The sequence below is a fragment of the Niallia yueguangensis genome, assembly GCF_052663115.1.
The window spans coordinates 156067-180853 of record NZ_JBQTCX010000010.1 but is presented as its reverse complement, the minus strand read 5'-3'; the positions used below and the strand labels follow the sequence as shown (position 1 = coordinate 180853).

25 protein-coding genes and 2 pseudogenes are annotated in these 24787 nt (G+C 35.5%); 20 read left to right on the top strand and 7 right to left on the bottom strand.

Annotation, left to right across the window (positions count from 1 at the left end; all coding sequences use genetic code 11):
- Entirely contained in the window at positions 1–801 is an 801-nt protein-coding gene (locus ACTYA4_RS11650; protein ID WP_443481143.1) for an NAD kinase, read from the top strand.
- A gap of 24 nt (positions 802–825) precedes the next feature.
- Positions 826–1722 carry an RluA family pseudouridine synthase gene (locus tag ACTYA4_RS11645; protein ID WP_443481142.1) on the top strand — a complete coding sequence of 299 codons (897 nt, stop codon included), beginning with the start codon at positions 826–828 and terminating at the stop codon, positions 1720–1722.
- A gap of 293 nt (positions 1723–2015) precedes the next feature.
- On the opposite strand, the gene prpE is transcribed toward ACTYA4_RS11645, so the two are convergent.
- Positions 2016–2753 (bottom strand): bis(5'-nucleosyl)-tetraphosphatase PrpE, encoded by a 738-nt coding sequence (prpE, locus tag ACTYA4_RS11640; RefSeq protein ID WP_443481141.1) that lies wholly within the window; start codon positions 2751–2753, stop codon positions 2016–2018.
- Between the two features lie 281 nt (positions 2754–3034).
- Here prpE and ACTYA4_RS11635 point away from each other — a divergent pair.
- From ACTYA4_RS11635 to ACTYA4_RS11625, 3 genes and pseudogenes are all read left to right on the top strand, one after another.
- A pseudogene (locus tag ACTYA4_RS11635) lies at positions 3035–4234 on the top strand (cation:proton antiporter); the annotation flags it as partial.
- Positions 4235–4573: 339 nt separating this feature from the next.
- Positions 4574–5347, top strand: a complete 774-nt coding sequence (fabI, locus tag ACTYA4_RS11630; protein WP_443481140.1) for an enoyl-ACP reductase FabI — start codon at positions 4574–4576, stop codon at positions 5345–5347.
- A 404-nt stretch (positions 5348–5751) separates the two neighbouring features.
- Positions 5752–6282 carry a CotO family spore coat protein gene (locus ACTYA4_RS11625; RefSeq protein WP_443481139.1) on the top strand — a complete coding sequence of 177 codons (531 nt, stop codon included), beginning with the start codon at positions 5752–5754 and terminating at the stop codon, positions 6280–6282.
- A gap of 849 nt (positions 6283–7131) precedes the next feature.
- Here the strand turns inward: ACTYA4_RS11625 and ACTYA4_RS11620 are convergent.
- Positions 7132–7629: a CotY/CotZ family spore coat protein gene (locus ACTYA4_RS11620; RefSeq protein ID WP_443481138.1), complete on the bottom strand. Its 498-nt coding sequence runs from the start codon at positions 7627–7629 to the stop codon at positions 7132–7134.
- Between the two features lie 185 nt (positions 7630–7814).
- Here ACTYA4_RS11620 and ACTYA4_RS11615 point away from each other — a divergent pair, with 185 nt between their 5' ends.
- From ACTYA4_RS11615 to spoVIF, 8 genes and pseudogenes are all read left to right on the top strand, one after another.
- On the top strand, positions 7815–8174 hold the full coding sequence (locus ACTYA4_RS11615) for a DUF1360 domain-containing protein (protein ID WP_443481137.1): 360 nt from the start codon (positions 7815–7817) through the stop codon (positions 8172–8174).
- Positions 8175–8642: 468 nt separating this feature from the next.
- Entirely contained in the window at positions 8643–9119 is a 477-nt protein-coding gene (locus ACTYA4_RS11610) for a sporulation protein (protein ID WP_443481136.1), read from the top strand.
- A gap of 201 nt (positions 9120–9320) precedes the next feature.
- Complete coding sequence (spoVAC, locus tag ACTYA4_RS11605; protein WP_443481135.1) at positions 9321–9800, top strand: stage V sporulation protein AC; 480 nt, start codon at positions 9321–9323, stop codon at positions 9798–9800.
- Position 9801: 1 nt separating this feature from the next.
- A complete protein-coding gene (spoVAD, locus tag ACTYA4_RS11600; RefSeq protein ID WP_443481134.1) occupies positions 9802–10812 on the top strand; it encodes a stage V sporulation protein AD in 1011 nt (336 codons plus the stop codon).
- Between the two features lie 39 nt (positions 10813–10851).
- Positions 10852–11208 (top strand): stage V sporulation protein AE, encoded by a 357-nt coding sequence (gene spoVAE, locus ACTYA4_RS11595; RefSeq protein ID WP_443481133.1) that lies wholly within the window; start codon positions 10852–10854, stop codon positions 11206–11208.
- Positions 11209–11250: 42 nt separating this feature from the next.
- Complete coding sequence (locus tag ACTYA4_RS11590) at positions 11251–11934, top strand: DUF421 domain-containing protein (RefSeq protein WP_443481132.1); 684 nt, start codon at positions 11251–11253, stop codon at positions 11932–11934.
- Between the two features lie 222 nt (positions 11935–12156).
- A pseudogene (locus ACTYA4_RS11585) lies at positions 12157–12225 on the top strand (YjcZ family sporulation protein); the annotation flags it as partial.
- Between the two features lie 208 nt (positions 12226–12433).
- On the top strand, positions 12434–12688 hold the full coding sequence (gene spoVIF / locus ACTYA4_RS11580; protein WP_443481131.1) for a sporulation-specific transcription regulator SpoVIF: 255 nt from the start codon (positions 12434–12436) through the stop codon (positions 12686–12688).
- Positions 12689–12776: 88 nt separating this feature from the next.
- On the opposite strand, the gene ACTYA4_RS11575 is transcribed toward spoVIF, so the two are convergent.
- Positions 12777–15050, bottom strand: a complete 2274-nt coding sequence (locus ACTYA4_RS11575; RefSeq protein WP_445505652.1) for a UvrD-helicase domain-containing protein — start codon at positions 15048–15050, stop codon at positions 12777–12779.
- Between the two features lie 187 nt (positions 15051–15237).
- On the opposite strand from ACTYA4_RS11575, the gene ACTYA4_RS11570 reads away from it, so the two are divergent.
- Positions 15238–15510 (top strand): hypothetical protein, encoded by a 273-nt coding sequence (locus ACTYA4_RS11570; RefSeq protein ID WP_443481129.1) that lies wholly within the window; start codon positions 15238–15240, stop codon positions 15508–15510.
- A 16-nt stretch (positions 15511–15526) separates the two neighbouring features.
- Here the strand turns inward: ACTYA4_RS11570 and ACTYA4_RS11565 are convergent, their stop codons facing one another.
- From ACTYA4_RS11565 to ACTYA4_RS11550, 4 genes are all read right to left on the bottom strand, one after another.
- Positions 15527–16201 (bottom strand): DUF421 domain-containing protein, encoded by a 675-nt coding sequence (locus ACTYA4_RS11565; RefSeq protein ID WP_443481169.1) that lies wholly within the window; start codon positions 16199–16201, stop codon positions 15527–15529.
- A gap of 141 nt (positions 16202–16342) precedes the next feature.
- A complete protein-coding gene (locus tag ACTYA4_RS11560) occupies positions 16343–16771 on the bottom strand; it encodes a GNAT family N-acetyltransferase (RefSeq protein ID WP_443481168.1) in 429 nt (142 codons plus the stop codon).
- Between the two features lie 5 nt (positions 16772–16776).
- Positions 16777–17292: a 2'-5' RNA ligase family protein gene (locus ACTYA4_RS11555; protein ID WP_443481128.1), complete on the bottom strand. Its 516-nt coding sequence runs from the start codon at positions 17290–17292 to the stop codon at positions 16777–16779.
- Between the two features lie 578 nt (positions 17293–17870).
- Positions 17871–18596, bottom strand: coding sequence for an alpha/beta hydrolase (locus tag ACTYA4_RS11550; protein WP_443481127.1), 726 nt, complete (start codon positions 18594–18596; stop codon positions 17871–17873).
- Between the two features lie 232 nt (positions 18597–18828).
- Between ACTYA4_RS11550 and ACTYA4_RS11545 the strand changes: the two genes are divergently transcribed.
- The 6 genes from ACTYA4_RS11545 to ACTYA4_RS11520 all read left to right on the top strand — a co-directional run bounded on the left by ACTYA4_RS11545 (position 18829) and on the right by ACTYA4_RS11520 (position 24765).
- A complete protein-coding gene (locus ACTYA4_RS11545) occupies positions 18829–20673 on the top strand; it encodes an anaerobic ribonucleoside triphosphate reductase (protein ID WP_443481126.1) in 1845 nt (614 codons plus the stop codon).
- Positions 20670–21173 (top strand): anaerobic ribonucleoside-triphosphate reductase activating protein, encoded by a 504-nt coding sequence (gene nrdG / locus ACTYA4_RS11540; protein ID WP_443481125.1) that lies wholly within the window; start codon positions 20670–20672, stop codon positions 21171–21173. Before ACTYA4_RS11545 ends, nrdG begins: the two co-directional genes overlap by 4 nt.
- 192 nt (positions 21174–21365) lie before the next feature.
- Positions 21366–22937, top strand: coding sequence for an APC family permease (locus ACTYA4_RS11535; protein WP_443481124.1), 1572 nt, complete (start codon positions 21366–21368; stop codon positions 22935–22937).
- 173 nt (positions 22938–23110) lie between these two features.
- Positions 23111–23530 carry an SRPBCC family protein gene (locus ACTYA4_RS11530; protein ID WP_443481123.1) on the top strand — a complete coding sequence of 140 codons (420 nt, stop codon included), beginning with the start codon at positions 23111–23113 and terminating at the stop codon, positions 23528–23530.
- Positions 23531–23532: 2 nt separating this feature from the next.
- Positions 23533–23862, top strand: coding sequence for an ArsR/SmtB family transcription factor (locus ACTYA4_RS11525; protein WP_443481122.1), 330 nt, complete (start codon positions 23533–23535; stop codon positions 23860–23862).
- A gap of 357 nt (positions 23863–24219) precedes the next feature.
- Positions 24220–24765 carry a GNAT family N-acetyltransferase gene (locus ACTYA4_RS11520; protein ID WP_443481121.1) on the top strand — a complete coding sequence of 182 codons (546 nt, stop codon included), beginning with the start codon at positions 24220–24222 and terminating at the stop codon, positions 24763–24765.
- Positions 24766–24787: the final 22 nt, after the last annotated feature.

Genomic DNA, 24787 nt, shown 5'->3' with positions numbered 1-24787 from the left:
ATGAAATTTGCCGTTACCTCAAGAGGGGATTCAAAATCAGATAAATTAGTAGCTATAATTAAAACATACTTGCTAGATTTTGATCAAGAATATGATGAGGATGAGCCTGACATTGTCATATCTGTTGGGGGAGATGGTACACTACTATATGCATTTCACAGGTATAGCAACCGTCTAGATAAAACAGCATTTGTTGGTATGCATACTGGACATTTAGGTTTTTATGCAGATTGGACGCCAGATGATTTAGAAAAACTCGTACTAGCAATAGCAAAAACACCTTATCCTAATCAGTATGTAGAGTATCCTTTATTAGAGGTAATTGTTCAATATCATGAAGAAGGAAAAGAAGAGAGATATTTGGCGTTAAATGAATCGACTGTAAAAAGGACAGATGGTACTTTTGTGATGGACGTGGAAATAAGAGGAGAGCATTTTGAAACATTTAGAGGAGATGGACTATGTATTTCTACTCCGTCAGGCAGCACCGCTTATAATAAAGCATTAGGGGGAGCAATTGTACATCCATCGCTTCAAGCGATGCAACTAGCAGAAATGGCGTCCATCAATAACCGTGTATTTCGAACGGTTGGTTCCCCGTTAATTTTGCCTTCCCATCATACATGTGTATTAAAACCGTTAAATGGCCAGAATTTCCAATTGTCAATAGACCATCTTACTTTGGGGCATAAAGATGTAAAATCCATTCAATATCGCGTTGCTGATGAGAAGATACGGTTTGTGAGATATAGGCCATTCCCATTTTGGAAAAGGGTGCATGATTCGTTTATCTCAGAATAATGGTGATGACAGGAGCAGATATAGGTGGTATTTCGATTACAATGGTCAATTGCTGAACACGAGAAAGAAACGACTATTAAAGATTTTTTAAAAGAAAAAGAAATTTCAAAGATTGCATTAACAGCAATAAAATTTAAGGGTGGTAAAATAACGGTTAATAATAAAGAAGAAAATGTTCGCTATATACTGCAGCATCACGACCTTTTAATGGTTACATTTCCACAGGAAGACCCGAGCGAAGGGTTAAAGGGTGAAAATATTCCACTTAATATCCTTTACGAAGATGATTTTTTACTTGTAGTTAATAAAAGGGATGGAATGAGCTCTATACCTTCTAGAGAGCATCCGACGGGAAGCTTGGCAAATGGATTGGTTGGCTATTACCGAGAAAAAGGAATCCATTCAACTGTTCATATTGTGACAAGGCTGGATAAAGATACATCTGGTCTTGTTTTAATAGCAAAACATAGACATATCCATCATCTTTTAAGCAAGCAGCAAAAGGATGGCAAGATAAAGCGAACATATAACGCTTTTGCTGAAGGAAGAATGCCTGCAGCAGAAGGAGTGATTGAAGAGCCTATTGGTCGTAAAGATGATAGTATTATTAAAAGAGAGGTTCGCAGCGACGGTCAATTTGCACGAACTCGTTATAAAGTTTGTCACTACTATCCCGATTTTACCTTTGTGGAACTTCGTTTAGATACAGGAAGAACACACCAAATTCGTGTGCATCTTTCCTATTTAGGTCACCCGCTTGCAGGAGACGATTTATATGGAGGCAGCAGGGAAATAATCAAAAGACAAGCGCTTCATTGTGCAAAGCTTGAATTCACTCATCCGATTACGTATAAACAACTAACCTTCTCTGTTCCTCTGCCGGATGATATGAATGATTTGATTAATGGAAAATTAAAATAGTGAAGGAAGATAGGGTCAATTTATTGAAAAATTAACCTAGTTTAGTGTCTAGCTTCGACGTACAGGATGTGCAAGTGCCGATGTTGCCACAGGCTCGCAGGATGCGAGTCAATCGACGTTGCCACAGGACGTGGCGTATTTAGTCGATTTTCCTTTTTTGCGTACTTAAGAGGCCAGCGCCTAGCCCCTGTGAAAGATAACTTCTTGCCTCTAAAAGTCGAAAACACTTTTTGAGGCAAGAGAACATTTTTCTTCGGGGCTGAGCAAGGCGCCTGCGCTTTTCTTTCCTGCTATTAAATAAACGATCGAAATTTTTCTTCGATATAAGGCATACTTGAAGGAACAGATACTATTTCCATTTCTGGATAGCGTAACGCTGTTAATTTTCCGCCAAAAACTGCTCCAGTATCAATATTATACGTATTATGGATGATTCGAACCTCTTTTACGGGAGTATGACCATATACGATTGTCGCTTTACCTTCGTATTCTTTTGCCCAATCTCTGCGTACAGGAAATCCATCTTCATGTGTTTCTCCAGTAATGTCTCCATATAAAACGAATGTTTTTACTTTGTTGGAGTATTCCCCTATGTAATCTTCGCGAATTCCTGCATGTGCAATAATTAATTTTTTATTATCTAAAAGATGATACAACGGTGCATTTTCATAAAGTTCAATAAACATTTCTTTAATTTTCATCTGCTCACTTGGTGTCAGCTCCTGTATTTCAGCAACTGTCGTTTCGAGTCCATGCCTAATTTGTACATTACGTCCTAAGAAATAACGATAAAGTTTGTTGCAGTGATTTCCAGGGACATAAAACAATTGATCCTTTTTCATAAGGTTCCACAGCACTTCTATTACTTTTAGCGAATATGGACCACGATCTGTTAAATCTCCTACAAACGCAAGTTTTCTATCGTCTGAATGAAGAGGAAAACCATTCTCCCATGTATATCCAAGCAGTTTAGTAAGTTTTTTAAATTCTTCATAACAGCCATGAATATCACCAAATATGTCTAATTTCATAAAAACCTCCAATATTTTTAATATTATTGTATAGGAAAGAATGTAATAAAGCTTATACTAAACCTTTTAGCACAACAATTATGTTCTTACTATTTTAACCTTTTATGAAGAAGTAAACGCTTATTTATAATAGAAATCATGAAATTAACTCATTTTATTTTTTCAGTGAAAATAATGGAGTCTTTTATAATGAATTGTTAAAAATTAATGAATAAGGTGAGATTAACGACAAATAGAAAAAGATTTGTTACTATAAAACACATATTGAAAGGAGGATAAACATGGGCCATGGAGCTTCTGTTATGTCACTTGTAATTGTCATCATTGTGGCATTATTAACGCCGATACTTCTTCATCGGTTTAAACTGAATGTGATCCCTGTTGTAGTGGCAGAAATTTTAATGGGATTAATTATCGGAAAAAGTGGATTTAACCTTGTTCAACAAGATATGTGGCTGGAAACATTGTCCACACTGGGATTTATCTTTTTAATGTTTTTAAGTGGACTGGAAATTGATTTTACTGCCTTTTCAAATAATAAAAAAAGAGAAACACTTCCAAATGGGAAATTGGAGCCTAACCCGTTTTCTGCTTCGTTCATCATTTTTATCGGCATTTTTATTCTTTCTATTTTATTAAGCTATGTATTTGTATTGGCAGGTTTTGTTGATAGTGTCTTCTTAATGACCATTATTATTTCGACTATCTCTTTAGGTGTTGTTGTTCCAACCTTAAAAGAAGCCAATATCATAAAGACTGCTATTGGACAAATTATTTTGCTGGTTGCTGTAATAGTAGACTTAGTGACAATGATTCTATTAGCTGTGTTTGCTTCAGTTAATGAAAGTGAAGGCAATACATGGCTGCTGCTTATTTTATTTGCTGCAGGTGTTCTATTATATTTTGCAGGCAGAAGGTTCAAAAACAATAAATTAATAGCTTCACTATCAAAAGGAACTGTTCAAATAGGTACAAGAGCAGTCTTTGCACTCATTATATTTTTAGTAGCTCTATCAGAATCTGTTGGTGCGGAAAACATACTTGGTGCTTTTTTAGCAGGGGTATTAGTTTCCCTTTTGTCACCAAATGAAGAATTAGTTCATCAATTAGACTCCTTTGGATATGGGTTTTTAATTCCTATATTTTTTGTGATGGTTGGAGTGAAGATGGATATTTGGTCTTTATTTACAGATCCGATGCTATTGTTGTTTATCCCGCTATTATTAGTAGCGTTATTAGCAAGCAAGCTAATACCGATTTATTATTTAAAAAAGTGGTATGACACAAAAACAATTGTTTCATCCGGATTTTTATTAACATCGACCTTATCTTTAGTAATTGCCGCTGCGACGATCGGAGAAAGAATGAATAGCATTACATCTCAAATGAGCGGTATGTTTATTCTAGTTGCTATTATTTCTTGTATTATTACGCCGATTGTTTTTAAAAAGCTATTTCCAAATGAAAAGATTGGAGAAAAGGTTTATACATAGCTAACGGACGCTTCCGCCTTTCTTATAGTATCAGAATTTATATCTGAAGTTAGGTTAATGTCTAGCTCCAGCGCCTAGCCCCTGTGAAAGATAACCTCTTGTCTCTAAAAGTAAAAAACACTTTTTGAGCCAATAGAACATTTTTCTTCGGGGCTGATCAAGGCGCTTCCGCTTTTCATATTCAATCGGACAAACGTATAATATTGTGAATATTTTAGGGAAATTAAGTAAAAACCCTATAGTAACAGTGCTTTTCTTTTTATTCTTTTTGTAGTAGAATTAGTACTAGGTACTAATAACTTGTAATAATATATAGGAGGAAACAAAATGACTTTTTCATTAAAAGGCAAAACCTATGTCGTAATGGGTGTTGCTAATAAACGAAGTATTGCTTGGGGAATTGCTACATCTCTTCATAAAGCAGGAGCTCGTTTAATTTTTACGTATGCTGGTGAAAGGTTGGAAAAAAGTGTTCGTGATTTAGTGGAAACATTAGGTGCAAATGACAGTATCGTTCTTCCTTGTGATGTTACAAATGATGATGAAGTCGCTGCATGTTTTGAAACAATTAAAGGAGATGTAGGTACGATTCATGGTGTTGCTCATTGTATCGCATTTGCTAATAAAGAAGAGCTGCAAGGCGATTATATGAATACAACAAGAGAAGGATTTTTATTAGCTCATAATATTAGTGCATATTCTTTAACAGCTGTTGCAAAAGAAGCAAAAGGATTAATGACAGAGGGCGGAAGCATTGTAACTTTAACGTATCTTGGTGGAGAGCGTGCTATCCGAAATTATAATGTGATGGGTGTTGCGAAGGCGTCTTTAGAAGCAAGTGTACGTTATTTAGCGACAGATTTAGGGAAAGACGGTATTCGTGTTAACTCTATTTCTGCTGGTCCAATCCGTACATTATCTGCAAAAGGAATCAGTGATTTCAACTCGATCTTAAAAGAAATTGAAGAACGTTCACCACTTAGAAGAACAACGACTCCAGAAGAAGTGGGCGATACAGCAGTATTTTTATTCAGTGATTTTGCAAGAGGAATAACTGGAGAAAATATCCATGTCGATTCTGGATACCATATTATTTCATAAATAATACTTTGTAAAAACTTTATTTTCCATTTGGGAAAATAAAGTTTTTTTATTGGCTGTTTTCTAAAAGTTTGTTGTTTTTGAATAAAATAATAAACATGGCCTAAGCACTGAGCAGCCTGAATACACGTAGCCTCCTGCGGGAAAAGCGAGAAAGTCGAGACCCCACAGGAGCATAGCGACGAGGAGGCTCGGCACTCGTCCGCGGAAAGCGAAGTGTATTCATGCTGCGGGTTAAATAACAACAATCTATACGAAAAGAGCATTTTTTTGTTTAATTAGAGATAAGATAAGCTTTATTCTAATATAAGTATATTAACGAAGTCACTGCCACTTGCATACATTAGGAAGAACTAGGTATTTCCTTTCTACTTAAATGATAAGTGCTTTTAGGAGGTGACATCATGTTGAATAAAAAGGGAGATAAAACACCATTGTTGTTTGTTAAACAGAGCAATCAATCTGTTATTAATAATACGATGCAAGCTTCATATTCAGTAAAAAAGTCAAAACAAGAAAAACAAAAGGCACTAATAAAAAAACAACTTGAAGAGAAATTGCAACTACAAGAGAAGGCAACAGAGGAAAAAGAGAAAATAGCAGCAAATATAACTGAAACTCCAGGGGCAGTACAAAAACAGATTGAAGAATATAATATAAAACAAGAAGATGGGAATAGCAATGATGCAAAAAAGCCTGCTTTTAGAAGGTTAAAAAGCTTTAAAGATATGAGTATAGACGAGAAGCTTGTTTATCTTCTGAATTTCCCCAAACAGCTTCCGCCAGTTCCTTGTATTATTATGACAGATAATCATAATGCTCGTGGTTTTGTTATTGGAAAAGATGAGCAATCAGTCCAACTGAAACTAATGAATGAATCTGTTATGAAAATTTCTTTAAATAGTATTAAAGAAGTAAAAATGATTGGCTTATAAGTATTAAAAGTTTAAACCTCATCTTATTATTAGATGAAGGTTTTTTTATTTAGACTTTGTTATTTGTTAAAGGCTGTTTTCTCAAAGTTTGTTGTTTTTTACGTAAAAAATGGGAGAAGAAGTACTCAGCAGCCTGAATACACGTAGACTCCTGTGTAAATGAGAGAAAGACGAGACCCCACAGGATCGTATACGGATGGCACTGAAAAAGTGTTTTATTAGATAAATTATAGGTGAAACACTTAAATTTATTAGGGTAAAAATGGTATAGAGAGTTTGAAAACGACCATCATTTTGGTAAGCCTCGGAAAACCAAACGAAAACCTCTTCGTTGCTTAGATTGTCACTACCTATATTTTATAGCATTTACTTTTTCAGTGGCCTCTCGTATGCGAGCGAGGAGGCTTGAAAGAATGTCCGCGGAAAGGGAGTGGATTCCCTGACCTTTTGCAAATCAGAGCCTTTATTTAAGGTAGATAAATTAATAGATAACAAGTGACATTTTATTGAACAGTTTTTTTCTAAGTTGTCCATTAACATGAGGGGATATTATAGAGCATAAAATGGAATGAATGAAAACCGGTGATTGTCTGTGGGAAGGAGTAAAGTGTATAGGGAAAGTTTCTTGCAGTGAGTGTTCAAAAAGGAGGACAAAAAGAGCCGAGAAGTTCAAGGAAGTTTAGCTTAGAGCACCGCAGCGTATGCATTTAATACGTGAGGAGCGGATAAGCAAACTGACGCAGAAATTCGACAGCTATTTTTCCCGGACTTTTTGAACGCCTTCTTGCAGTATAAAGCAACCAGCCTACACAGACTGGTTGCATAAAAGATAACCATGAGTTGGTCCTATTAATCACAAATATCTAAATCTACATCAGCGATACATTGTACTGCACAGAAGCATTTTAAATCAACTGTAATGCAGTCACTTGTACGACGGAAGCCGTCTACTTCACAAACTTTCTTTAAATCAATGCAGCAGTCTTCTACAATATCAAGTGTTTCTCTTCCTGAATGAGTTTTTTTCACAGGAGCAAGAACTCTTAATACTGCACAGCAGTTGTCAAATACATCTTCTACACGGAAGAAAATAGACACACATGCGCAATCGTCTCCTCTAAAGAAAGCGTGAAATGGTTTTCCTTCTGCTGTTTTTAAAACAAATACACGAGTATCCGCTTTTTCTCTTCTTGTTGGTGATACAAGTGAACCAAGTGGTTCTGAGAAACAGTTTGTTTCACATTCGCAACGGTCTTCTGCATTATCTTGGATATCTTTAATGGCACGAACTACTTCACAAACACAGCTAGATGTACCGTGAATATCGTCTTTTTTTCCACAACCCATAATTTATTTCCTCCTTATTTTGTTTCTTTCTTTGTGATACTACACTACTAACATATTGCCAAAGGTCCTTATGGGTTACGGACAAACGCCTTTTTTCTGTAAATTTAGGCATTTACCTAAAGAGGAAAGGGGCTGAGGTACACTTGTTTTAAATGGAAAAATATGAAAAGAAGGAGAGGGTAAGATTGAATATACATGTTATGGATTTTATTTTATTAATCCTTGCAAGTTTCCGGATCACAAGACTAATGGTGTATGACACAATTACAGAATTTATCCGAAATATAGTATTAGAGGAAATAACAGAAAAAAACGAAGCTGGTCAAGATGAAATATATTATGTTCCAAAGTCAGGTAAGGTTAGAAGTTTTTTTGGAGAACTAATTAGTTGTTATTGGTGTACAGGAGTTTGGTCTGCCATTTTTTTAACTCTATTATATTTTCTGTTTCCTGTTGTCTACACTCCTTTTGTGCTTGTGTTCGCCATTGCAGGTGCAGCTGCACTTATTGAAGCTTTGCTGCAAAGAGTGCTACCAGAGGAATAAGCAAACTTTAGGAATATAGGCAAGATGTTTACACAAGCTTATTTTATTAAACATAGTATATGGTAGCGTTTGGATAATGTATGCTTGGAGGGATAGGGAATGTATCATAAAAAAAGTGAAAAAAGTTCAGAAGCAGTAAAAACAATACCACAAAAGAAAAAGAAAAAAAAATCAGGCTGTGGATGCGGGAAAAAATCGTCCAAGTGAACTCGTTTCAGCAATCGGCAACTTTTGTTGTAGCACTAATTCACTTGAGTTGAAAATCTTCTCTACTTCACTTATTGGCCTGTTTTCACACTAAAAAAGAATGGGATAAAAAAGAATTCTTCTGAAAATAGAGGAATTCTTTTTTATGTCTTACAAAAATTGGTTCATTCCGTAAGTAAAAATTTTTCATAAAAAGTTTATTAATAGAAAAAAATAAAAAAAGATTAAACGATACCATTACATATGTAGGAAGGGAAGAATATGACAAATAAAAAAACAGTAATCTTTTTTTTGCTAATAATCAGCATGATTCTGACCGGCTGTGAAAAATACTCTAGTCACAGCAGGTGGGCTTTGTTTAAAATGGTAAATCAACAGCCTGTTGTTATTGGAAAGAATGACCATGAAGCAAATCAAAAAAAGGTAGAACAAATAAAAGAGGAAACAAGTGCAGTTCCTTCTATATATGATGTTGCTGTTATAAAAGGAAAAAAGGATATTTTAGTTGCTTATAAAGTAAAGCATATGTATCGATTGAAAATGAAAGGCATTGAAAAAGAATTAAAAGAAAAACTAAAAAAGAAATTTCCTGATGAAAATTTTACTTTATCAAGCGATTATAAAATTTTTCTAGAGTCAGCAAGATTGTGGGAAAAATTGCAAGATCCTAATTATACGGACAAACAAGCTGATAAAAGATTAAAGCAAATCATTCGTTTAAACGATGAACTGACATAAGGCCTATATATGGATCCTCGTCCCTTGTCTTTACCATCTAACAAGGAAAAGGAAGAATCAAATCTAATAAAGGCGGCGTGAGCGATGCCAATCTAACTTAGTAAGGATAAAAAATATACTACAGAGCACCATCACTCATTTTTTATCCATTACAGTTGGCGTAGCTCCGACCCCTTTTCCCTAAATAAAGGAGGAAAAACAATGCCAAATAAACAAGAGGAGCAAAAAACGCCACAGCAAAAACAATATGAAACATTAGAACAGCAGTTTGAAACAAAACGCCCAGTTGTAAAAAATTGTGTGAAAGCTTTTTTTGTTGGCGGCATCATTTGTACAATTGGGCAATTAATTGCTTATATGTATATTTATTTCTTTCACTTCACAGAACAAACATCTGGAAATCCAACAAGTGCAACGGTTATTTTCCTTTCTATGTTGTTGACAGGATTTGGAATATATGATCGTCTCGGCCAGTTTGGTGGTGCTGGTAGTGCTGTACCTGTATCCGGTTTTGGAAACAGTATTATATCAGCAGCAATCGAACATCGTACAGAAGGATTTGTGCTTGGTGTAGGTGGAAATATATTTAAACTTGCAGGGTCTGTCATAGTATTTGGTGTCTTTTCAGCATTTGTTGTTGCACTTATTAAAACGATTATTATAAAGCTGGGGGGATTTTAAATTGCTTAAAGGAAAACAATCATGGCTTTTTCCTAATCATCCAGTGATTCAATCAACAGGCGTATCTGGTGGACCTTTTGAAGGAAACGGTAATTTAGCAAACGATTTTGATATACTTCATGATGATTTATGGATGGGCAAAGACACGTATGAGCAAGCACACAGATTATTGCTGGAGGAAGCTGCTCAAACTGCTTTGCAAAAAAGTGAAGTGAAGCCACAAGATATAGAGTTTTTTTTAGCTGGTGATTTAATTAATCAAATGACACCAACAAGTTTTGCTGCAAGAACGTTAAAAATCCCATACTTTGGTTTATTTGGTGCTTGTTCTACTTCTATGGAAGGCTTAGCGCTTGCTTCTTTTATCATCAATTATCAAGGTGCAAATAATATATTAACAGGTGCCTCCAGTCATAATGCGGCTGTTGAAAAGCAGTTCCGCTATCCGACAGAATACGGGGGACAAAAACCGCCGACTGCACAATGGACGGTAACTGGTGCGGGAGTAGCTTTGCTTACTGCAAACAATCATCAAGCAAACTTGCCATATACGACTTCTGCAACAATTGGAAAGGTAATTGATATGGCATTAACAGACCCCTTTAATATGGGAGGGGCAATGGCGCCAGCAGCAGCTGACACAATCGCTTCCCATTTTAATGATTTAGGAATTGACGCTTCGTATTATGATTTAATTGTTACAGGTGATTTAGGGAAAATTGGCAGAGAAACAGCGATGGCCCTATTAAAACAAATGGGATGGGAAATAGATGAAACAAAATTTAATGATTGCGGACTTCTTCTGTATAAAGAAAATCAGCCAGTACAGTCAGGTGGAAGTGGAGCAGGATGTTCGGCTTCCGTTTTATATGGCCATTTACTTAATGAAATGAAAAATGGAAAGTATAAAAGAATATTAGTTGTTGCAACAGGAGCTTTATTATCTCCGTTAAGTTTTCAGCAAAATGAAACGATTCCATGTATTGCCCATGCAGTATCCATTGAAATATAACTTTTTAAATAAACAAAAAAAAGCTAGGAGGTGCAAAGGATGATCCCCATGTTTTTTTGGGCGTTTGTAATTGGAGGTTTAGTATGTGTCATTGGACAACTTATGTTTGATGTGGCAAAACTTACGCCAGCTCATACATTATCAACTTTGGTCGTAATTGGAGCGATTTTAGACGGAGTAGGATTATATGAACCATTTGCAGATTTTGCGGGAGCGGGTGCAACTATTCCGATAACCAGTTTTGGGAATGCGCTCGTGCATGGAGCGATGCAAGAAGCTGATGTCCATGGCATTATTGGTGTTTTAACTGGAATGTTTGAGGTCACAAGTTCAGGAATATCTGCCGCCATCGTATTTGGATTTATCGGTGCCTTGCTTTTTAAACCAAAAGGCTGAATATTTATCTTGGTGGAATATTTTTTATAGGAGACGTACGAAATGTCTGAAGTCATAAACACATTCATTCGTTCTTTTTTAATCATCATTGGTCTTTTCTTTATTGCGAAACTTCTTGGGAAAAAACAGCTGTCTAAATTATCTTTTTTTGAATATATAGTTGGAATTACAACTGGTGATATCGCAGGAACCTTATCTATGGACTCAGAATTAAAGATGAGAGAAGGCGTGACTGCAATTATTATTTGGACAACTTTCCCAGTAATTATTAGTTATCTTTCTTTAAAAAGTAAACGATTCCGTAATTTTGTGGAAGGTACTCCAACTATTTTTATTAAAAATGGAAATCTTATAGAAGATAATTTAAGAAAGGAAAAATACAGTTTAGATGAATTGTTAGAGCAGCTTAGAACACAAAGTATTTTTCGGGTGGAAGATGTTGAATTTGCCACTTTAGAAGCGAATGGGGGATTAAGTGTACTTTTAAAAAAGCCAAAGCAGCCAGTATTAGTAGAAGATATCATCGATTCTCCACCTGTAGAAAAAGAACTTTATTCTATTATTTTGGATGGGAAAATAAATGATAAAGCGTTAAATAAATGCAACTTGAGTGAAAAATGGGTAGCAAGTGCGTTAGAAAAAAGAGGTTTAGTTTTAGAAGAAATTTTTCTTGCACAGGTGGATCATAATGGAACCATTACGTTTGACTTTTATGATCAGGAATAGAATAAATAGGTAATATATCCAAATCTACAACAGTTTTTGGCCATATGTCTAATAAGACAATCGTACATTCTTTACTGTATTAGTAGCTTGCCTATACAATGCTACTCACTATCCATATGCTAATAGAGACTAAGGCATAAGTGAGGTGAAGAATATATGAGTTTCGGTGGATGCGGTTACGGCGGTTATGGCGGCGGCTATGGATACGGAGGCGGCTATGGTGGCTCTTCCTTTGTATTGATTGTAGTATTATTTATACTATTAATTATTGTAGGCGTAAGCTTTCTTTAATTAAAAAAACTTGCAGCCAACAACAAAAATAGATTTGTTGTTGGCTGCAGTGTTTAAAAGGTAAAAGGATGTTAGCTATTAAGTTGACATCCTTTTTACTGTGGTTGTGAAAACTTATAGGCATTTTACTTTTTATTAAATGGAAGCTACACCTTTTTTCTTAAGCTTCATACTATATAAAGTAGCTTAAGAAGGAGGAAAAATAAGGATGAACAATAATTTCTTTAAAAATATAGAATCAAAAACTGGTGTAAACATGAAAGATATATTTGAATTAGCTAATTCTTTACAAAATGCTAATTTTAAAGATGAAAAAACAGTTAGAGGCGTAATTCGCCGAGTATCCCAGATAGCAGGAAAGTCTGTGCCTAAAGAAACTGAAGATAAAATTGTAAAATCAATTGTTTCAGACGGGAAACAATTAGACTTTAACACTTTATCCAAAATGATTAATAAAAAGTAACTCAAAATAAAAAGGGGTAGCTCTAGATAGATTTATTGAACTTAGAGAACCCCATTTTTACTTTGTATAAAATGGTTTAGATTTCTTCTTAAATAGAGGGTAAAAAGCGTGAAGCCTTTGCCTTTTTTCCACGTATATGCATAGGAATCGATACATACAGCTCTTGTTGTGCTCGAGTCATGCCAACATACAGAAGCCGCCTTTCTTCTTCCAGCGGTAGAGGATCATCTTTACGTTGTGCTTCTAGTGAATAATCATGCGGAATAGAGCCGTCGACGGTTCCTAATAAATAAACCACTTTATATTCTAATCCTTTGGCACGATGAATCGTACTTAATGTAACGGTGTTGTCTGCATGTAAATATTGTTTTTTTATTTCTGTATTCATCGCTATCATATGTTCTGTATGTGCAATAAATTCATCGATTGCAGAGAACTTTTTTGCAGCTACCTTTAAATCTCGAATATCATCCGATCCTTTATCCCATTGATTTCCTTCATTTCCTCGTTTCGTAATAAACTCGTGAAATCCCAGTTCTTTTTCTATTATTGTGATTGCATCCACTGGGTTCTTATATTTTAATTTATGAAGAACAGAAGGGATTTTTTTTAAGCGGGATTCTTGAAAGGCAAACCCGGTTTTTACAGAAAGGAAGCAATCTAATAAACTGCAGTCCTGTAAGATGCTGGTTGCTTTTATATCCTGCAGAACAGATTTTTTCACAAATAAAGAGGGCAGAATATCTCTTACCGCATCATGGTTATCAGGGTCAATGGTTAGTTTTAAATATCCAATCATGCTTTTTACAATAAAGCGACTATAAAAAGAACCGGTATTTTGTTCTAATTTAAACGGTAGATTGGAAGATGCGAGCCGTTCAAATATAGCTCGACTGCTTGTGTTTGTACGATAAAGAACAGCAAAATCTTTCGGTTCATATCCCTTTTTTATTTTTTCTTGCATATCTGTTACAATCATGGTTGCTTCTTCTTCTTCGTCATATGGATAAAACATCCTTGGTGTTTTTCCAGAGTAGGTAGCAATCATATTTTTTTGACGGCGTTTTTTATTTTTGCTGATGACTGCATGTGCTGTCGTGACAATTTCATGTGCAGAGCGATAATTATAATCAAGAATAATTACTTTTGCATTTGGAAAATCTTTTTCAAAATATAGAAGGTATTTTGGATCACTTCCTCGAAATGCATATATAGATTGATCATCGTCTCCAACCGCATACACGCTTGCTGCTTTTTTCGAAATCAGTTTAATCCATTCATATTGCACTTTATTAATATCTTGAAATTCGTCTAATAAAAAATGTTGAAAGCGATTTTGATACATTTCCAACATATGCGGATTTTCAAGGAAATAGTAATATCCACCAAGCAGCATATCATCAAAATCATATAAGTTTTGTTGATGTTTCCTCTCCTCGTAGCGTTTATAAAGAGGGAGTACCTTTTCTTCCCATTCTGTTGCAGCGGTTATTTCATGTGGAAAAAGCAACGAGTTTTTCCATGTGCCAATTTGCTGTATGGCTGCATCAAAAGGAAACTCTTTTCCATCCAAGTTCAAGTCTTTGCCTATCTCTTTTAATAATGCTTCTTTTTGCCAATCTTTACTTAATAAATTTTGCCGCTGCCATTTATCTGGTTGATGAAAAATTAATATTTGATAAAGAATACGATGGAACGTACCGGAAACAATTTTATTGACGAGCGACTGGGACATATTAGGATACTGAAGCAAACGTTCCTTCATTTCGGTCGCTGCTTTTAATGTAAATGTGACTAACATGATGGATGATGGGTCTACTTCTTTTTCATGTATTAAATAAGCTGCTCTTGTTGTTAACACACGGGTTTTTCCACTGCCGGCACCAGCTACTACTAAAGCTGGCCCATTTTGAATCGCAACAGCTTTTGCTTGAGATGGATCAAGCATTACACCGCTTTTATGAAGCAATTGGAGATAATTCTCTTTATAGGAAGGCTCAGTTGGGACGGGCTGATAAAAGGGTGCTTTTATTTGTAGCTGCTTCGTTTCTTTATAGCCTGTTTTTACTGGTTCACTGCCAATCGTTCGAGATTTTGGAATTCTAAATCCATTTTTTTCTTCATATTCTTTACCTGCTGCTGTTTCTTCTGAAGCGGAAGAGGAAAATTCTTCGCAATCTATTTTGGTTGATAGATGAAAGAAATGGGGAGTCTTCTCTATTCCTATATAAAGCATAACGGTTTCTCCGCAAACTGGGCATGCCAGCAAGCCTTGTTTTCCATCTTCATGAATTTTTTGAAGATCTTGTCTATTAATTGTATGTAAGTGTATTAATTTATTTACGTAAAAAGCTGATAGCATAGGCAACCTCAAATCTATTAATTCTAACTAGTTTTAACAGCGGAGTTCCGCTCTACAAAGATTACAGTTAATCATATCAAAATCATAGGAGAGAGAAAAGAGGGGAAGCGTGCTTAAGCGGTTAAAAATGCTGGGAATAATAATAGTACGTGTTCAACATATAATTTTTTATAGGAGGGAAAGGGAAATGGGTTATATTCTTCCGATTACAAATTATCAGTATGAACAATATACTTTACGAGAAATTGGCAAAAAAACAAACCCGTATAAACAACAGGAGATATCTCGTATATTTCCAATAAACAATCGCTTGCAAAAGGAAACAAAAGATGCGAATGAGAACATTTTTAATCATATAAGCGTTTCTCATTCGAACAATCAAATGCATGAAAATAAAGACATTTCCTTATTAGAAGCACAGCTTACTGGAAAAGGAAGAAACTTTCATGCATTTGTTTAAGAAAAGCGCCGGCGCATTAATAGCCTTGCACATATAATGGTTTATTTTCCTGCCATTCTGCATAAAGAATGTCTTTATAAGAGGAAACTCCTAAAAAACTGAGCTCGTTTTTTAATTTTTGCTCGTCCCAGCCAATGATCGGTAAATTCTCCACGACTATTTCTCCATCGAGAATAATGCTTATCGGCAAGGAAACACTCTGGAGAGGCAAATTTAAGTCTTGTTTAGTAGGTGTGGCATAAGCTTGTTTTCTCATAACGCTAATAGTGCCATCTGTTTCTAAAATAGCATAATAGCATTCCGTGATGGAAAATATTTCTTTAGCTCGAAGAAGATGCTGCAACTGATTTAAATCTAGATGATTTTTTTTCATCTCTTGATAATCAATTTGCCCTTTTTTTATAATTATGGCTGGTTTTCCTTCTAATAGTTTTCGTGTTAATCGCAACTTTTGTGTGAAAATTGCGGTAGTATAAATTAACAATCCCCAGATTCCGACGGCAAAAAGAATTTCCAGCAATCCCGTTTTTTTATCATACATGGCGTTTCCAACTAATTCACCAAGCACTAAAACAGAAACAAAATCAAAGGTAGTAATTTGAGTAATCTCCGTTTTCCCGAGAATCTTAGTTAAAAAAAGAAGGGAAAGAAAACCAATAATAAGCTCTATTACGATGTGAAGAAAATCCAATGAAATCAACCCTTTCCTTACCATTGTAGGCAAATAATAAAAAAATAAACAAAAAACTCTCGTCTAATTTTGACAAGAGTTTTTTGTTTATTTTACAAGTTGATTAACTGAACCGTGATTGAATTTAGGAGCAAAAAACAATCATTCTTTTATTTTTTTCATCATCGTTTTATGAGGAATGCCTGCATCTAAAAATTCTTCTGATACTACTTCATAACCGAGTTTCGAATAAAAAGGAATCGCGTGTGTTTGTGCATTTAATTTAAGTGCAGGTGCTCCATTGTGACTGGCATACTCCTCTATTTTTTTCATGATAGTTTTGCCTGAACCGCCTTTGCGGTTTTCTTTTAAGATGCAAATTCTTTCAATTTTTCCGTACTCATCAAATGTGCGATAACGTCCAGCTCCAACCGGCTTATTGTGATCGTACAAGACAAAATGGATACTGTCTTGTTCGTATTCATCGTATTCTTCTTCTTCTGGTACTTGTTGTTCGTCTATAAAAACAGTCCGGCGAACATAATATACATCTTCTAACTCTTTTTCGGTTTTAGCTATAATTACTTCCAATTTACTCACATTTCCTTTCCTAGTCTAAATGTTTCGTATACTGTCCAGGATTCGTTCTCAAGCTCGTATAATAAATGAAAACGGTCAGCTTGCTCTTCATATTGAAAAGTATTCATCCTCAAACTGCTATACATATCAAGATGCTCATCATTTGTCAGCTGCTGGCCAATTGTTATATGTGGAACAAACGAATCCTTTTGTTGTTCCACTCCAAGTATGCTGGAAAGCTCAATATGTAAATCTTCTAAATCCGGGGTAGGCTCTATTTTTAAATAAACTTTATTTTCGACAGGTTGAAACGTGCTAATTTTTAAAATATTTAGTCCAATAGTAGGGAAGTGACTGGCTACTTTCTCTAGTTTTTTACTAATTTCTTTTATTTCTGCAGGATTTGCTTCAAATTCACTAATAAGGCTAATATGCGGTGGAATTAATGCATATTTAGGGTCAAACCGTTTACGTAAAGAATTAGCTTTATCTTGCAACTCTTTTCCTGGGAAAATAACAATACTATATTTCATTTGATTATTCCCTCCATTTTATTAAGAAGCCAACATATATCGTGTTGTCTTTATTGTTTTATGTAAGATATTATAACAAATATTTTGGTGAAGTTTAAAAAGTTATTATCGTTTTAATATTAAGAATTAGTAAACAAAATTCGTATGGAGACTCATGCCTCGTCTCATCATCTAACAAGGAAAAAGCAGTTTCTAACCTAATAAAGGCGGCGTGAGTGAAGCTACTCCATCCTTTCTAAGGACAAAAACAAACTATAGAGCATCATCGTTTTTTTGCATTAAGGCTGTTTTCATATAGATTGTTGCTTTTAAACTCGCAGACTGAATACACTACGCTTTCCGTGGGCGAGCGTCGAGCCTCCTCGTCGCATACGCTCCTGTGGGGTCTCGTCTTTCTCGCATTCCCACAGGAGTCTACGTGTATTCAGTCTGCTGAGTACTTCTTCTCCAAATTTTTGTATGAAAATTAATTTTGGGTAGAAGGCAACACTAAAGTAAGCCCTCCCTTTTTTGTGAAAACAACAAACTTTGAGAAAACAGCCTTCATTAAAGTAGCGTCAGCTCCGTCCCCTTTACCATTAACAAAGCATTCTTTCTAAGATTGTTTTAAGCGTTGGCTGCCAATGCTTCCAAGTATGATCTCCGTTAAATTCTTCATATGTATAATCGGCGTTTGTTTCGTGTAAAAGCTGTGCCAGTTCCCGATTTGGCGTCAGAAAATCTTCGATCGTTTGAATCGTTGTTTTAACCGATGTTTCTTCTGTACCAATAATATGGAATATTTCAAGAAGGTGGAATCGATCAAATGCTTGAACAGCCTGTAAGACTTCTTTATTTATGAAAGGAGATTGAAGCATTACTTTGCCGAATGTATGAGGAAACTTTAGTGCTGTCATAAGGGAAACAGTTGCACCTAATGAATCGCCAATAAGTCCTCTTCCAAGTCCCATTTGATAAGTTGGAAATTTTTTATCAATAAACGGAACAAGTTCATGTGCTAAAAAACGGATATATGCTTTATTTTTTTGTCCTGAAGGGTGATATTTTTCTCTTCTGTCTTGAACCGTCACATAAGGAATACCAACAATAATCGTATTTTGAATTTTATTTGCTTGCAGTAATTCATCTGCCACTCTTCCAATTCGTCCAAATTGAAAATAATCTTTTCCATCTTGTGCGAAAAGAATATTGTATTTATAAAGTGGTGAATAAGAAGGTGGAAGATATACTAGCAGTTTCACTTCTTCACCTAGTTCTTTGCTTGTAATAAACATTTCTTGTATCGTGCCTTTTGAAGATTGCATGATAAATCCTCCAATTATAATTCTTCATTTTATGCCTAGTTTATCACATACCATCCTAATGAAGCGAAGGTGCAAAAATCCCTCCTAAGCTTTGGGTCAACCTCTTTTTTAACTAAAAAATCAAAAACACTATATATTGTGTACATTCAGTGAAATATTGTCTATATATCGTTGTTGGTGAGGATAACCATTTATAATTACAAGGAAGATAAATCTATTGGAGTGATTAATAATGGGGAATTATTCAGAACTATTAACGGAATTTGATGAAATTGTTCGCAGTGACAATCATGATTTCATACAAGAAAATGCAAACATAGATGGACTTTCACCGATGAGTCATATGATGCATTTTGCTTCCACATCCTCTCGACATTATACAGTTGAAAATCTTTTATCTGCTGAAGCAAAAGAAGCATTTCAACAAGGATACATCCACATTCATGATCTTGATTTTTATTCTTCTGGAACGGCAACATGCTGTCAAATTCCTTTAGGGAAAATTTTGAAAGATGGATTTAATACAGGTCATGGGTTTATGAGAGAACCACAAAATATTATGAGTGCGATGGCATTAACTTCTATTATATTACAGGCAAATCAAAATCAGCAGCATGGTGGACAAGCTATTCCAATGCTGGATTATGATTTAGCTCCTTACATAAAAAAAACGAATGAAAAAAATAAAAGAAAACTACAAGAAATAATGGAGGATAAAGCTTTGATTGAAAAAAAGGCTTGGGAATGGACCGAAAAAGAAACATATCAAGCTTGTGAAGCTTTTACACATAACTGCAATAGCATGCACTCGAGAGGAGGGGGCCAGACTCCATTTGTGTCCGTTAATTTAGGAACAGATACTTCTAGAGAAGGAGCCTTGTTAACAAAATGTTTATTGCTTGCTACACAAGCAGGGTTGGGTACAGGGGAAACGCCTATTTTTCCGATCATTGTCTTTAAAGTAAAAGAAGGGATTAATTATTTTCAAGACGACCCAAACTATTATCTATTTGAATTGGCAATTGAAACAACAAGCAAGCGGCTTTTTCCGAATTTTGTTTTTATTGATGCTCCTTTTAATGCTAAATATTATGATGGGACGCCACAATCCGAAGTGGCAACGATGGGCTGCCGGACAAGAGTGATGGGGAATATCCATGGCAAAGAGCAGGCTGTTGGCAGAGGAAATCTATCTTTTACAAGCATTAATTTACCGCTGCTTGCATTAGAAGTGACGTCGATTGATCAATTTTTTGCCAAATTAGATGCATTCTTAGAAATAACCATTAAACAGCTATATGATCGTTATGTTTATCAAGGGAAAAAAACAGTCGCAAACTTTAAATTCTTATTTACACAAGGTGTATGGGCAAACGGGGAAACATTAAAGATGGACGATTATCTAGAAGATATTTTAAAACAAGGTACATTATCGATTGGTTTTGTAGGGTTGGCAGAATGTTTAACAGCTTTGTTAGGTGTTCATCACGGGGAAAGCAAAGCAGCGTATAATTTAGGATTGAAAATTGTAAAGCATATGAGAAACGCGGCAGATCAAGCGATGGAAAAATATCAATTAAATTATTCGCTTATTGCAACACCTGCAGAATCGTTTGCAGGAAAGTCGCTTAAGATAACAAAAAAGAAGCATGGAGTCATTAAAGGAGTCACTGACCGAGAGTATTTTACGAACAGCTTTCATATTCCTGTTTATTATCAAATAAAAGCAATCGAAAAAATTAAAAAAGAAGCTCCTTTTCATGAACTAACAAATGCAGGACATATTACTTATGTAGAATTAGACGGCGATGCCAGCAAAAATAAAGAGGCAATGAAGGCAATTGTTTGTGCAATGAAAGAAGCAGGCATCGGTTATGGCAGCATTAATCATCCTGTAGATAGATGCTTGACTTGCGGTCATAAAGGAATTATTGATAACGGGTGCCCGAAATGCGGGGAGGAAGAGGAAAGTCAAATTGAACGAATCCGCCGGATAACAGGGTATTTAGTAGGGTCATTGGATAAATGGAATACAGCAAAACGTGCTGAAGAAAGGGAGAGGGTTAAGCATTCATGAGAGTGCTGAATATTATTCATGACAGCATTGTAGATGGCCCTGGCTTAAGGAGCACCGTATTTTTTGCAGGTTGTCCCCATAAATGTACAGGCTGTCATAATCCGCAAAGCTGGAATAAGGATGGCGGAGTAGAAATGTCCATTCAAGCAATTTATGATGAGTTAATGGATAATCCTTTGACAAATATTACTTTCAGCGGCGGAGAGCCGCTTCTGCAATTAAATGACTTGGCTATTTTGGCTGAAAAGCTGAAAAAAGCAGGTAAAAATATATGGTGCTATACTGGATATAAGTGGGAGTATTTGATGGAAGCAAAAAAGGAGCCATTTATGAAGTTATGCAAGGAGTTGGATATTCTTGTAGATGGCCCTTTTGTAAAAGAAAAAAGAGATTTATCCTTATTATATAGAGGAAGCAGCAATCAACGGGTGATAAATTGCCGGAAAAGCATAGAAGAAAAGAAAATGGTCTTATTAGAACAACAATTAATTTTTTCTTAATATAAAATTAATCCGCTCTCCAATTAAACATTTGATTTGATTGGTTTTTACATAACTATTCAGCAATATGAATAGTTGTTTTTTTTGATATCCAAAAATATACATTGAAAAATAAAAATGATTACAATAAAATCAATAAAGTCGAACGAAATAATAGATTAAGGATTTAATATTAGTTAAGAGAGGTACATCATGAATCAAGAACAATATTTGAAAAAGAAAATGGGATTTTGGTCGCTTACGGCATTATCCCTTGGAGGAATAATAGGGTCAAGCTGGCTCTTTGGTCCGTGGGCAGCAGCGAAATTAGCTGGTCCTGCAGCGATTATTTCTTGGGTGATTGGCGCAGTTGCCATTACACTCATAGCGCTTATTTATGCTGAATTAGGAAGAGTTAAGCCTGAAACAGGTGGTTTAGGGCGCTATCCCCTATATTCTCATGGAAAAATGCTTGCTACAGTAACTAGTTATTCTATCTGGCTTGGCTACTGTGCTACTGCACCTGTGGAATCGGCAGGAGTTATTCAATACGCTAATCAGTTCTGGCCAGGGCTGTATGATGCAGCAAAGGAGCAACTTACTACAACAGGCATGCTCGCATCAATGTTATTAATGATATTCTTTATTATATTTAACTATTTTGGTGTGAAGCTATTTGCTGTCACAAACACTGTAATCACCACTATCAAATTTGTAGTACCTGTTTTAACAATCATTGCTTTTTTTATGACAGGTTTTCATGCCGAGAACTTTACAAGTCAAGGGTTTGCCCCTAATGGGTATAGTGCTGGTTTAAGTGCGGTATTAACAAGTGGTATATTTTTTGCTTATACAGGATTTGGGAACGTTATTATGATGAGTGGAGAAGTGGTTAAACCTAGACGGAATATTCCACTAGCTTTAATCACTTCACTGGTAGCTGCAGCAATATTATATGTTCTGCTGCAAATTGTTTTTATTGGAGCAGTTCCACCAGATATGTTGGCTAATGGCTGGAGTGGAATTAAGTTTGATTCTCCATTTGCTAATCTAGCTCTTATGGCAAATATGGTTTGGTTATCTTGGATCATTACTGCTGATGCCATGGTTTCTCCAACAGGCTCAGCGCTTGCTTATACAGCGGGTACGTCAAGACATGTCTTTGGCATGGCGAAAAGCGGGTTCCTGCCATCTTTCTTCGGAACAATTAACAAAAGATTTGGCGTTCCAACTCGTGCACTTACTCTTAATTTCTTTATTGGATTATTATTCTTATTTCCTTTAAAGAGTTGGACTGCAATTGTTGCAATTGTAGGAGCAATTGGTATATTTAAGTATGCTTCAGCATGTGTAACCGTTATGGTTTTCCGTAAGGTTGGTTTGACAAAAAATAATGGACTTCCAGGTATGAATATTATTGCGCCATTAGCCTTTGTTTTTGCTACACTTCTTATTTATTGGACAAACTGGAGCAGGGTGCAGCTTGCCATTACCGGATTAATTTTAGGAGTTGGCGGCTACTTAGTCATTCATTTTATCAAGAAACATAAAATAGAAGAATTCTTTGGTGGCCTATATCTTGTTGTTTACATTCTTCTCCTTGTTGGGTTGAGCTACTTAGGGAATTTTGGCGGTCATGGAATCGTTCCAGAACCATTTATGTCTGTTGTTGCAGCAATAGTAGGATTGGTTTTTTACTATTTTGCTGTATATAACGGTGTATGGTATATGCGTAAAAAAGGGAATATTAAAGAATTGCAAGAGAGTGTATCTGATATATCTTAAAAATTCTGGGGCTGTCTCAAAAGTCGGTTTAACCGACTTAAGGGACAGTCCCTTTTTGCGTTAGAAGAGCATACATGACAAATCTGAAGTAAAGTTGACATATAACCAAAAGGTGTTATATTATAAATGAAACCAAAAGGTGTCATAATTTTAGAAAGAGTAGGTGTTTTTCTATGGGTGAAAAAGTGCAAGATATTGTGCAAAAAATTAATTTAAATGCGCCGATTGAAAAAGTTTGGCAAAAAGTAGCGACTTCTGAAGGAATAGCTGCATGGTTTATGCCTAATGATTTTCAATTAGAGCTAGGGCATGAATTTTATTTGCAATCTCCCTTTGGTCCGTCTCCTTGTAAAGTGATTGAGGTAGAAGCACCAACGAAATTATCTTTTACATGGGATGTTGATGGGTGGGTTGTTTCTTTTCTTTTAAAAGAAATAGACAGCACGACAACAGAATTTACAGTTATTCATGCTGGATGGAAAGAAGCAGATGAAATCGTAGGGAAAGCGAATGAAAAAGCATCAATTATCCGCGATCGCATGAACATGGGATGGTCGCAAATTGTCATTAGGCTGAAAGAGACTGTGGAATAATCATGGCTAGTACAGCAAAAAAGCATGATGTTTATCAGGCAATAGCTGATCCTACGAGAAGAGAAGTGATGGAATTATTATCGGAAAAGGAGCTACCTATTGCCGATATTACGAGCCATTTTCCGATAAGCCGGACCGCAATTGTCAAGCATCTCGCTATCCTATCAGAGGCAAAACTAGTCCGTTCAAAAAAAGTAGGCAGAGAAAAACTGTATACACTATCCCCAGAACCGTTGGCAGATGTAAAAGAGTGGATCTCTTATTATGAACGCTTTTGGGAAAATAAATTATCTATTTTGAAACATATTGTGGAAAATGAAAAAAACATCTAAAAAAACATAGGTAATTCGATAATCAAAAAGACGACTCTAAAATTCAATTTCTGAATTTTGGAGTCGTCTTTTTTTGCAGCTATTTAGAAAAGAAGTTTTTTATGATTATTTAGTTTTACTGAAGTGTCACTTTATTATTACTAATTGGTCAAGAGTGTTAAAAAACATTATAGTGTATATATCCGATACGAATACATGGATTAATAGAAAGATATAACGGAAGGAGTAATTCATTTACAGACAAAGGTTAAAAATTTCACATCGTAGCTTGGTTTTACTAAGGTTACATGTTAATGTAATATCTTTTCCTTAAATAAGGAAATAACCAAAAAATATTATATAGATTGGAGAATTTATATGAGTAAAGATATTTTTAGAATAGCGACAGAAGAAGATGCTCCAGCGTTTTTTGAATTATTATCTAGTGCTTTTGAGCCGATTCGCGATTTAGGAATCAACTGGCCATCTGCAAATGCAACAATTGAAACGGTAACTGAAAATATAGTGAAGTCAACTGCTATAGTATTAGAACGCGATGGCAAAATCATATCAACGATTACGATTCGTTTTCCATGGGAAAGCACAACTCCCGTGTCAGGCTATCCTTTTGTATGGTGGTTTGCAACCGCACCGAATTTGAAAGGGCAGGGGGTTGGGAATAAATTGTTAGACTATGTAGAAACGCTACTGCGTGATACTTTCAAAGCTCCTGCTTATACACTGGGGACTTCTGGCAGGAAACATCCTTGGCTTCTTGACATGTACAAACGCAAGGGCTATAAAGAATATTTTCAACATGAAAATGATGGGGATCTTGGTGTACTAATGTATAAAGTGCTAATTCCAGACCGCTTTGATGAAGAGCTATTGGGAACGCCGCCATTTGCCGAGTCAAAAGCTTAATGTGATTCTCTTGCAAAAGAAG

Excerpts from the sequence above, each read along its gene's own strand:
- ACTYA4_RS11525 (WP_443481122.1), top strand. The coding sequence starts at position 23,533 with ATGGCTAGTACAGCAAAAAAGCATGATGTTTATCAGGCAATAGCTGAT.
- ACTYA4_RS11620 (WP_443481138.1), bottom strand. The coding sequence starts at position 7,629 with ATGGGTTGTGGAAAAAAAGACGATATTCACGGTACATCTAGCTGTGTT.
- ACTYA4_RS11555 (WP_443481128.1), bottom strand. The coding sequence starts at position 17,292 with ATGAAATATAGTATTGTTATTTTCCCAGGAAAAGAGTTGCAAGATAAA.
- ACTYA4_RS11535 (WP_443481124.1), top strand. The coding sequence starts at position 21,366 with ATGAATCAAGAACAATATTTGAAAAAGAAAATGGGATTTTGGTCGCTT.
- prpE (WP_443481141.1), bottom strand. The coding sequence starts at position 2,753 with ATGAAATTAGACATATTTGGTGATATTCATGGCTGTTATGAAGAATTT.
- ACTYA4_RS11545 (WP_443481126.1), top strand. The coding sequence starts at position 18,829 with ATGGGGAATTATTCAGAACTATTAACGGAATTTGATGAAATTGTTCGC.
- spoVAE (WP_443481133.1), top strand. The coding sequence starts at position 10,852 with ATGATCCCCATGTTTTTTTGGGCGTTTGTAATTGGAGGTTTAGTATGT.
- ACTYA4_RS11575 (WP_445505652.1), bottom strand. The coding sequence starts at position 15,050 with ATGCTATCAGCTTTTTACGTAAATAAATTAATACACTTACATACAATT.
- ACTYA4_RS11550 (WP_443481127.1), bottom strand. The coding sequence starts at position 18,596 with ATGCAATCTTCAAAAGGCACGATACAAGAAATGTTTATTACAAGCAAA.
- ACTYA4_RS11610 (WP_443481136.1), top strand. The coding sequence starts at position 8,643 with ATGACAAATAAAAAAACAGTAATCTTTTTTTTGCTAATAATCAGCATG.
- ACTYA4_RS11570 (WP_443481129.1), top strand. The coding sequence starts at position 15,238 with ATGGGTTATATTCTTCCGATTACAAATTATCAGTATGAACAATATACT.
- ACTYA4_RS11650 (WP_443481143.1), top strand. The coding sequence starts at position 1 with ATGAAATTTGCCGTTACCTCAAGAGGGGATTCAAAATCAGATAAATTA.
- ACTYA4_RS11625 (WP_443481139.1), top strand. The coding sequence starts at position 5,752 with ATGTTGAATAAAAAGGGAGATAAAACACCATTGTTGTTTGTTAAACAG.
- ACTYA4_RS11520 (WP_443481121.1), top strand. The coding sequence starts at position 24,220 with ATGAGTAAAGATATTTTTAGAATAGCGACAGAAGAAGATGCTCCAGCG.
- nrdG (WP_443481125.1), top strand. The coding sequence starts at position 20,670 with ATGAGAGTGCTGAATATTATTCATGACAGCATTGTAGATGGCCCTGGC.
- spoVAC (WP_443481135.1), top strand. The coding sequence starts at position 9,321 with ATGCCAAATAAACAAGAGGAGCAAAAAACGCCACAGCAAAAACAATAT.
- spoVIF (WP_443481131.1), top strand. The coding sequence starts at position 12,434 with ATGAACAATAATTTCTTTAAAAATATAGAATCAAAAACTGGTGTAAAC.
- ACTYA4_RS11590 (WP_443481132.1), top strand. The coding sequence starts at position 11,251 with ATGTCTGAAGTCATAAACACATTCATTCGTTCTTTTTTAATCATCATT.
- ACTYA4_RS11530 (WP_443481123.1), top strand. The coding sequence starts at position 23,111 with ATGGGTGAAAAAGTGCAAGATATTGTGCAAAAAATTAATTTAAATGCG.
- fabI (WP_443481140.1), top strand. The coding sequence starts at position 4,574 with ATGACTTTTTCATTAAAAGGCAAAACCTATGTCGTAATGGGTGTTGCT.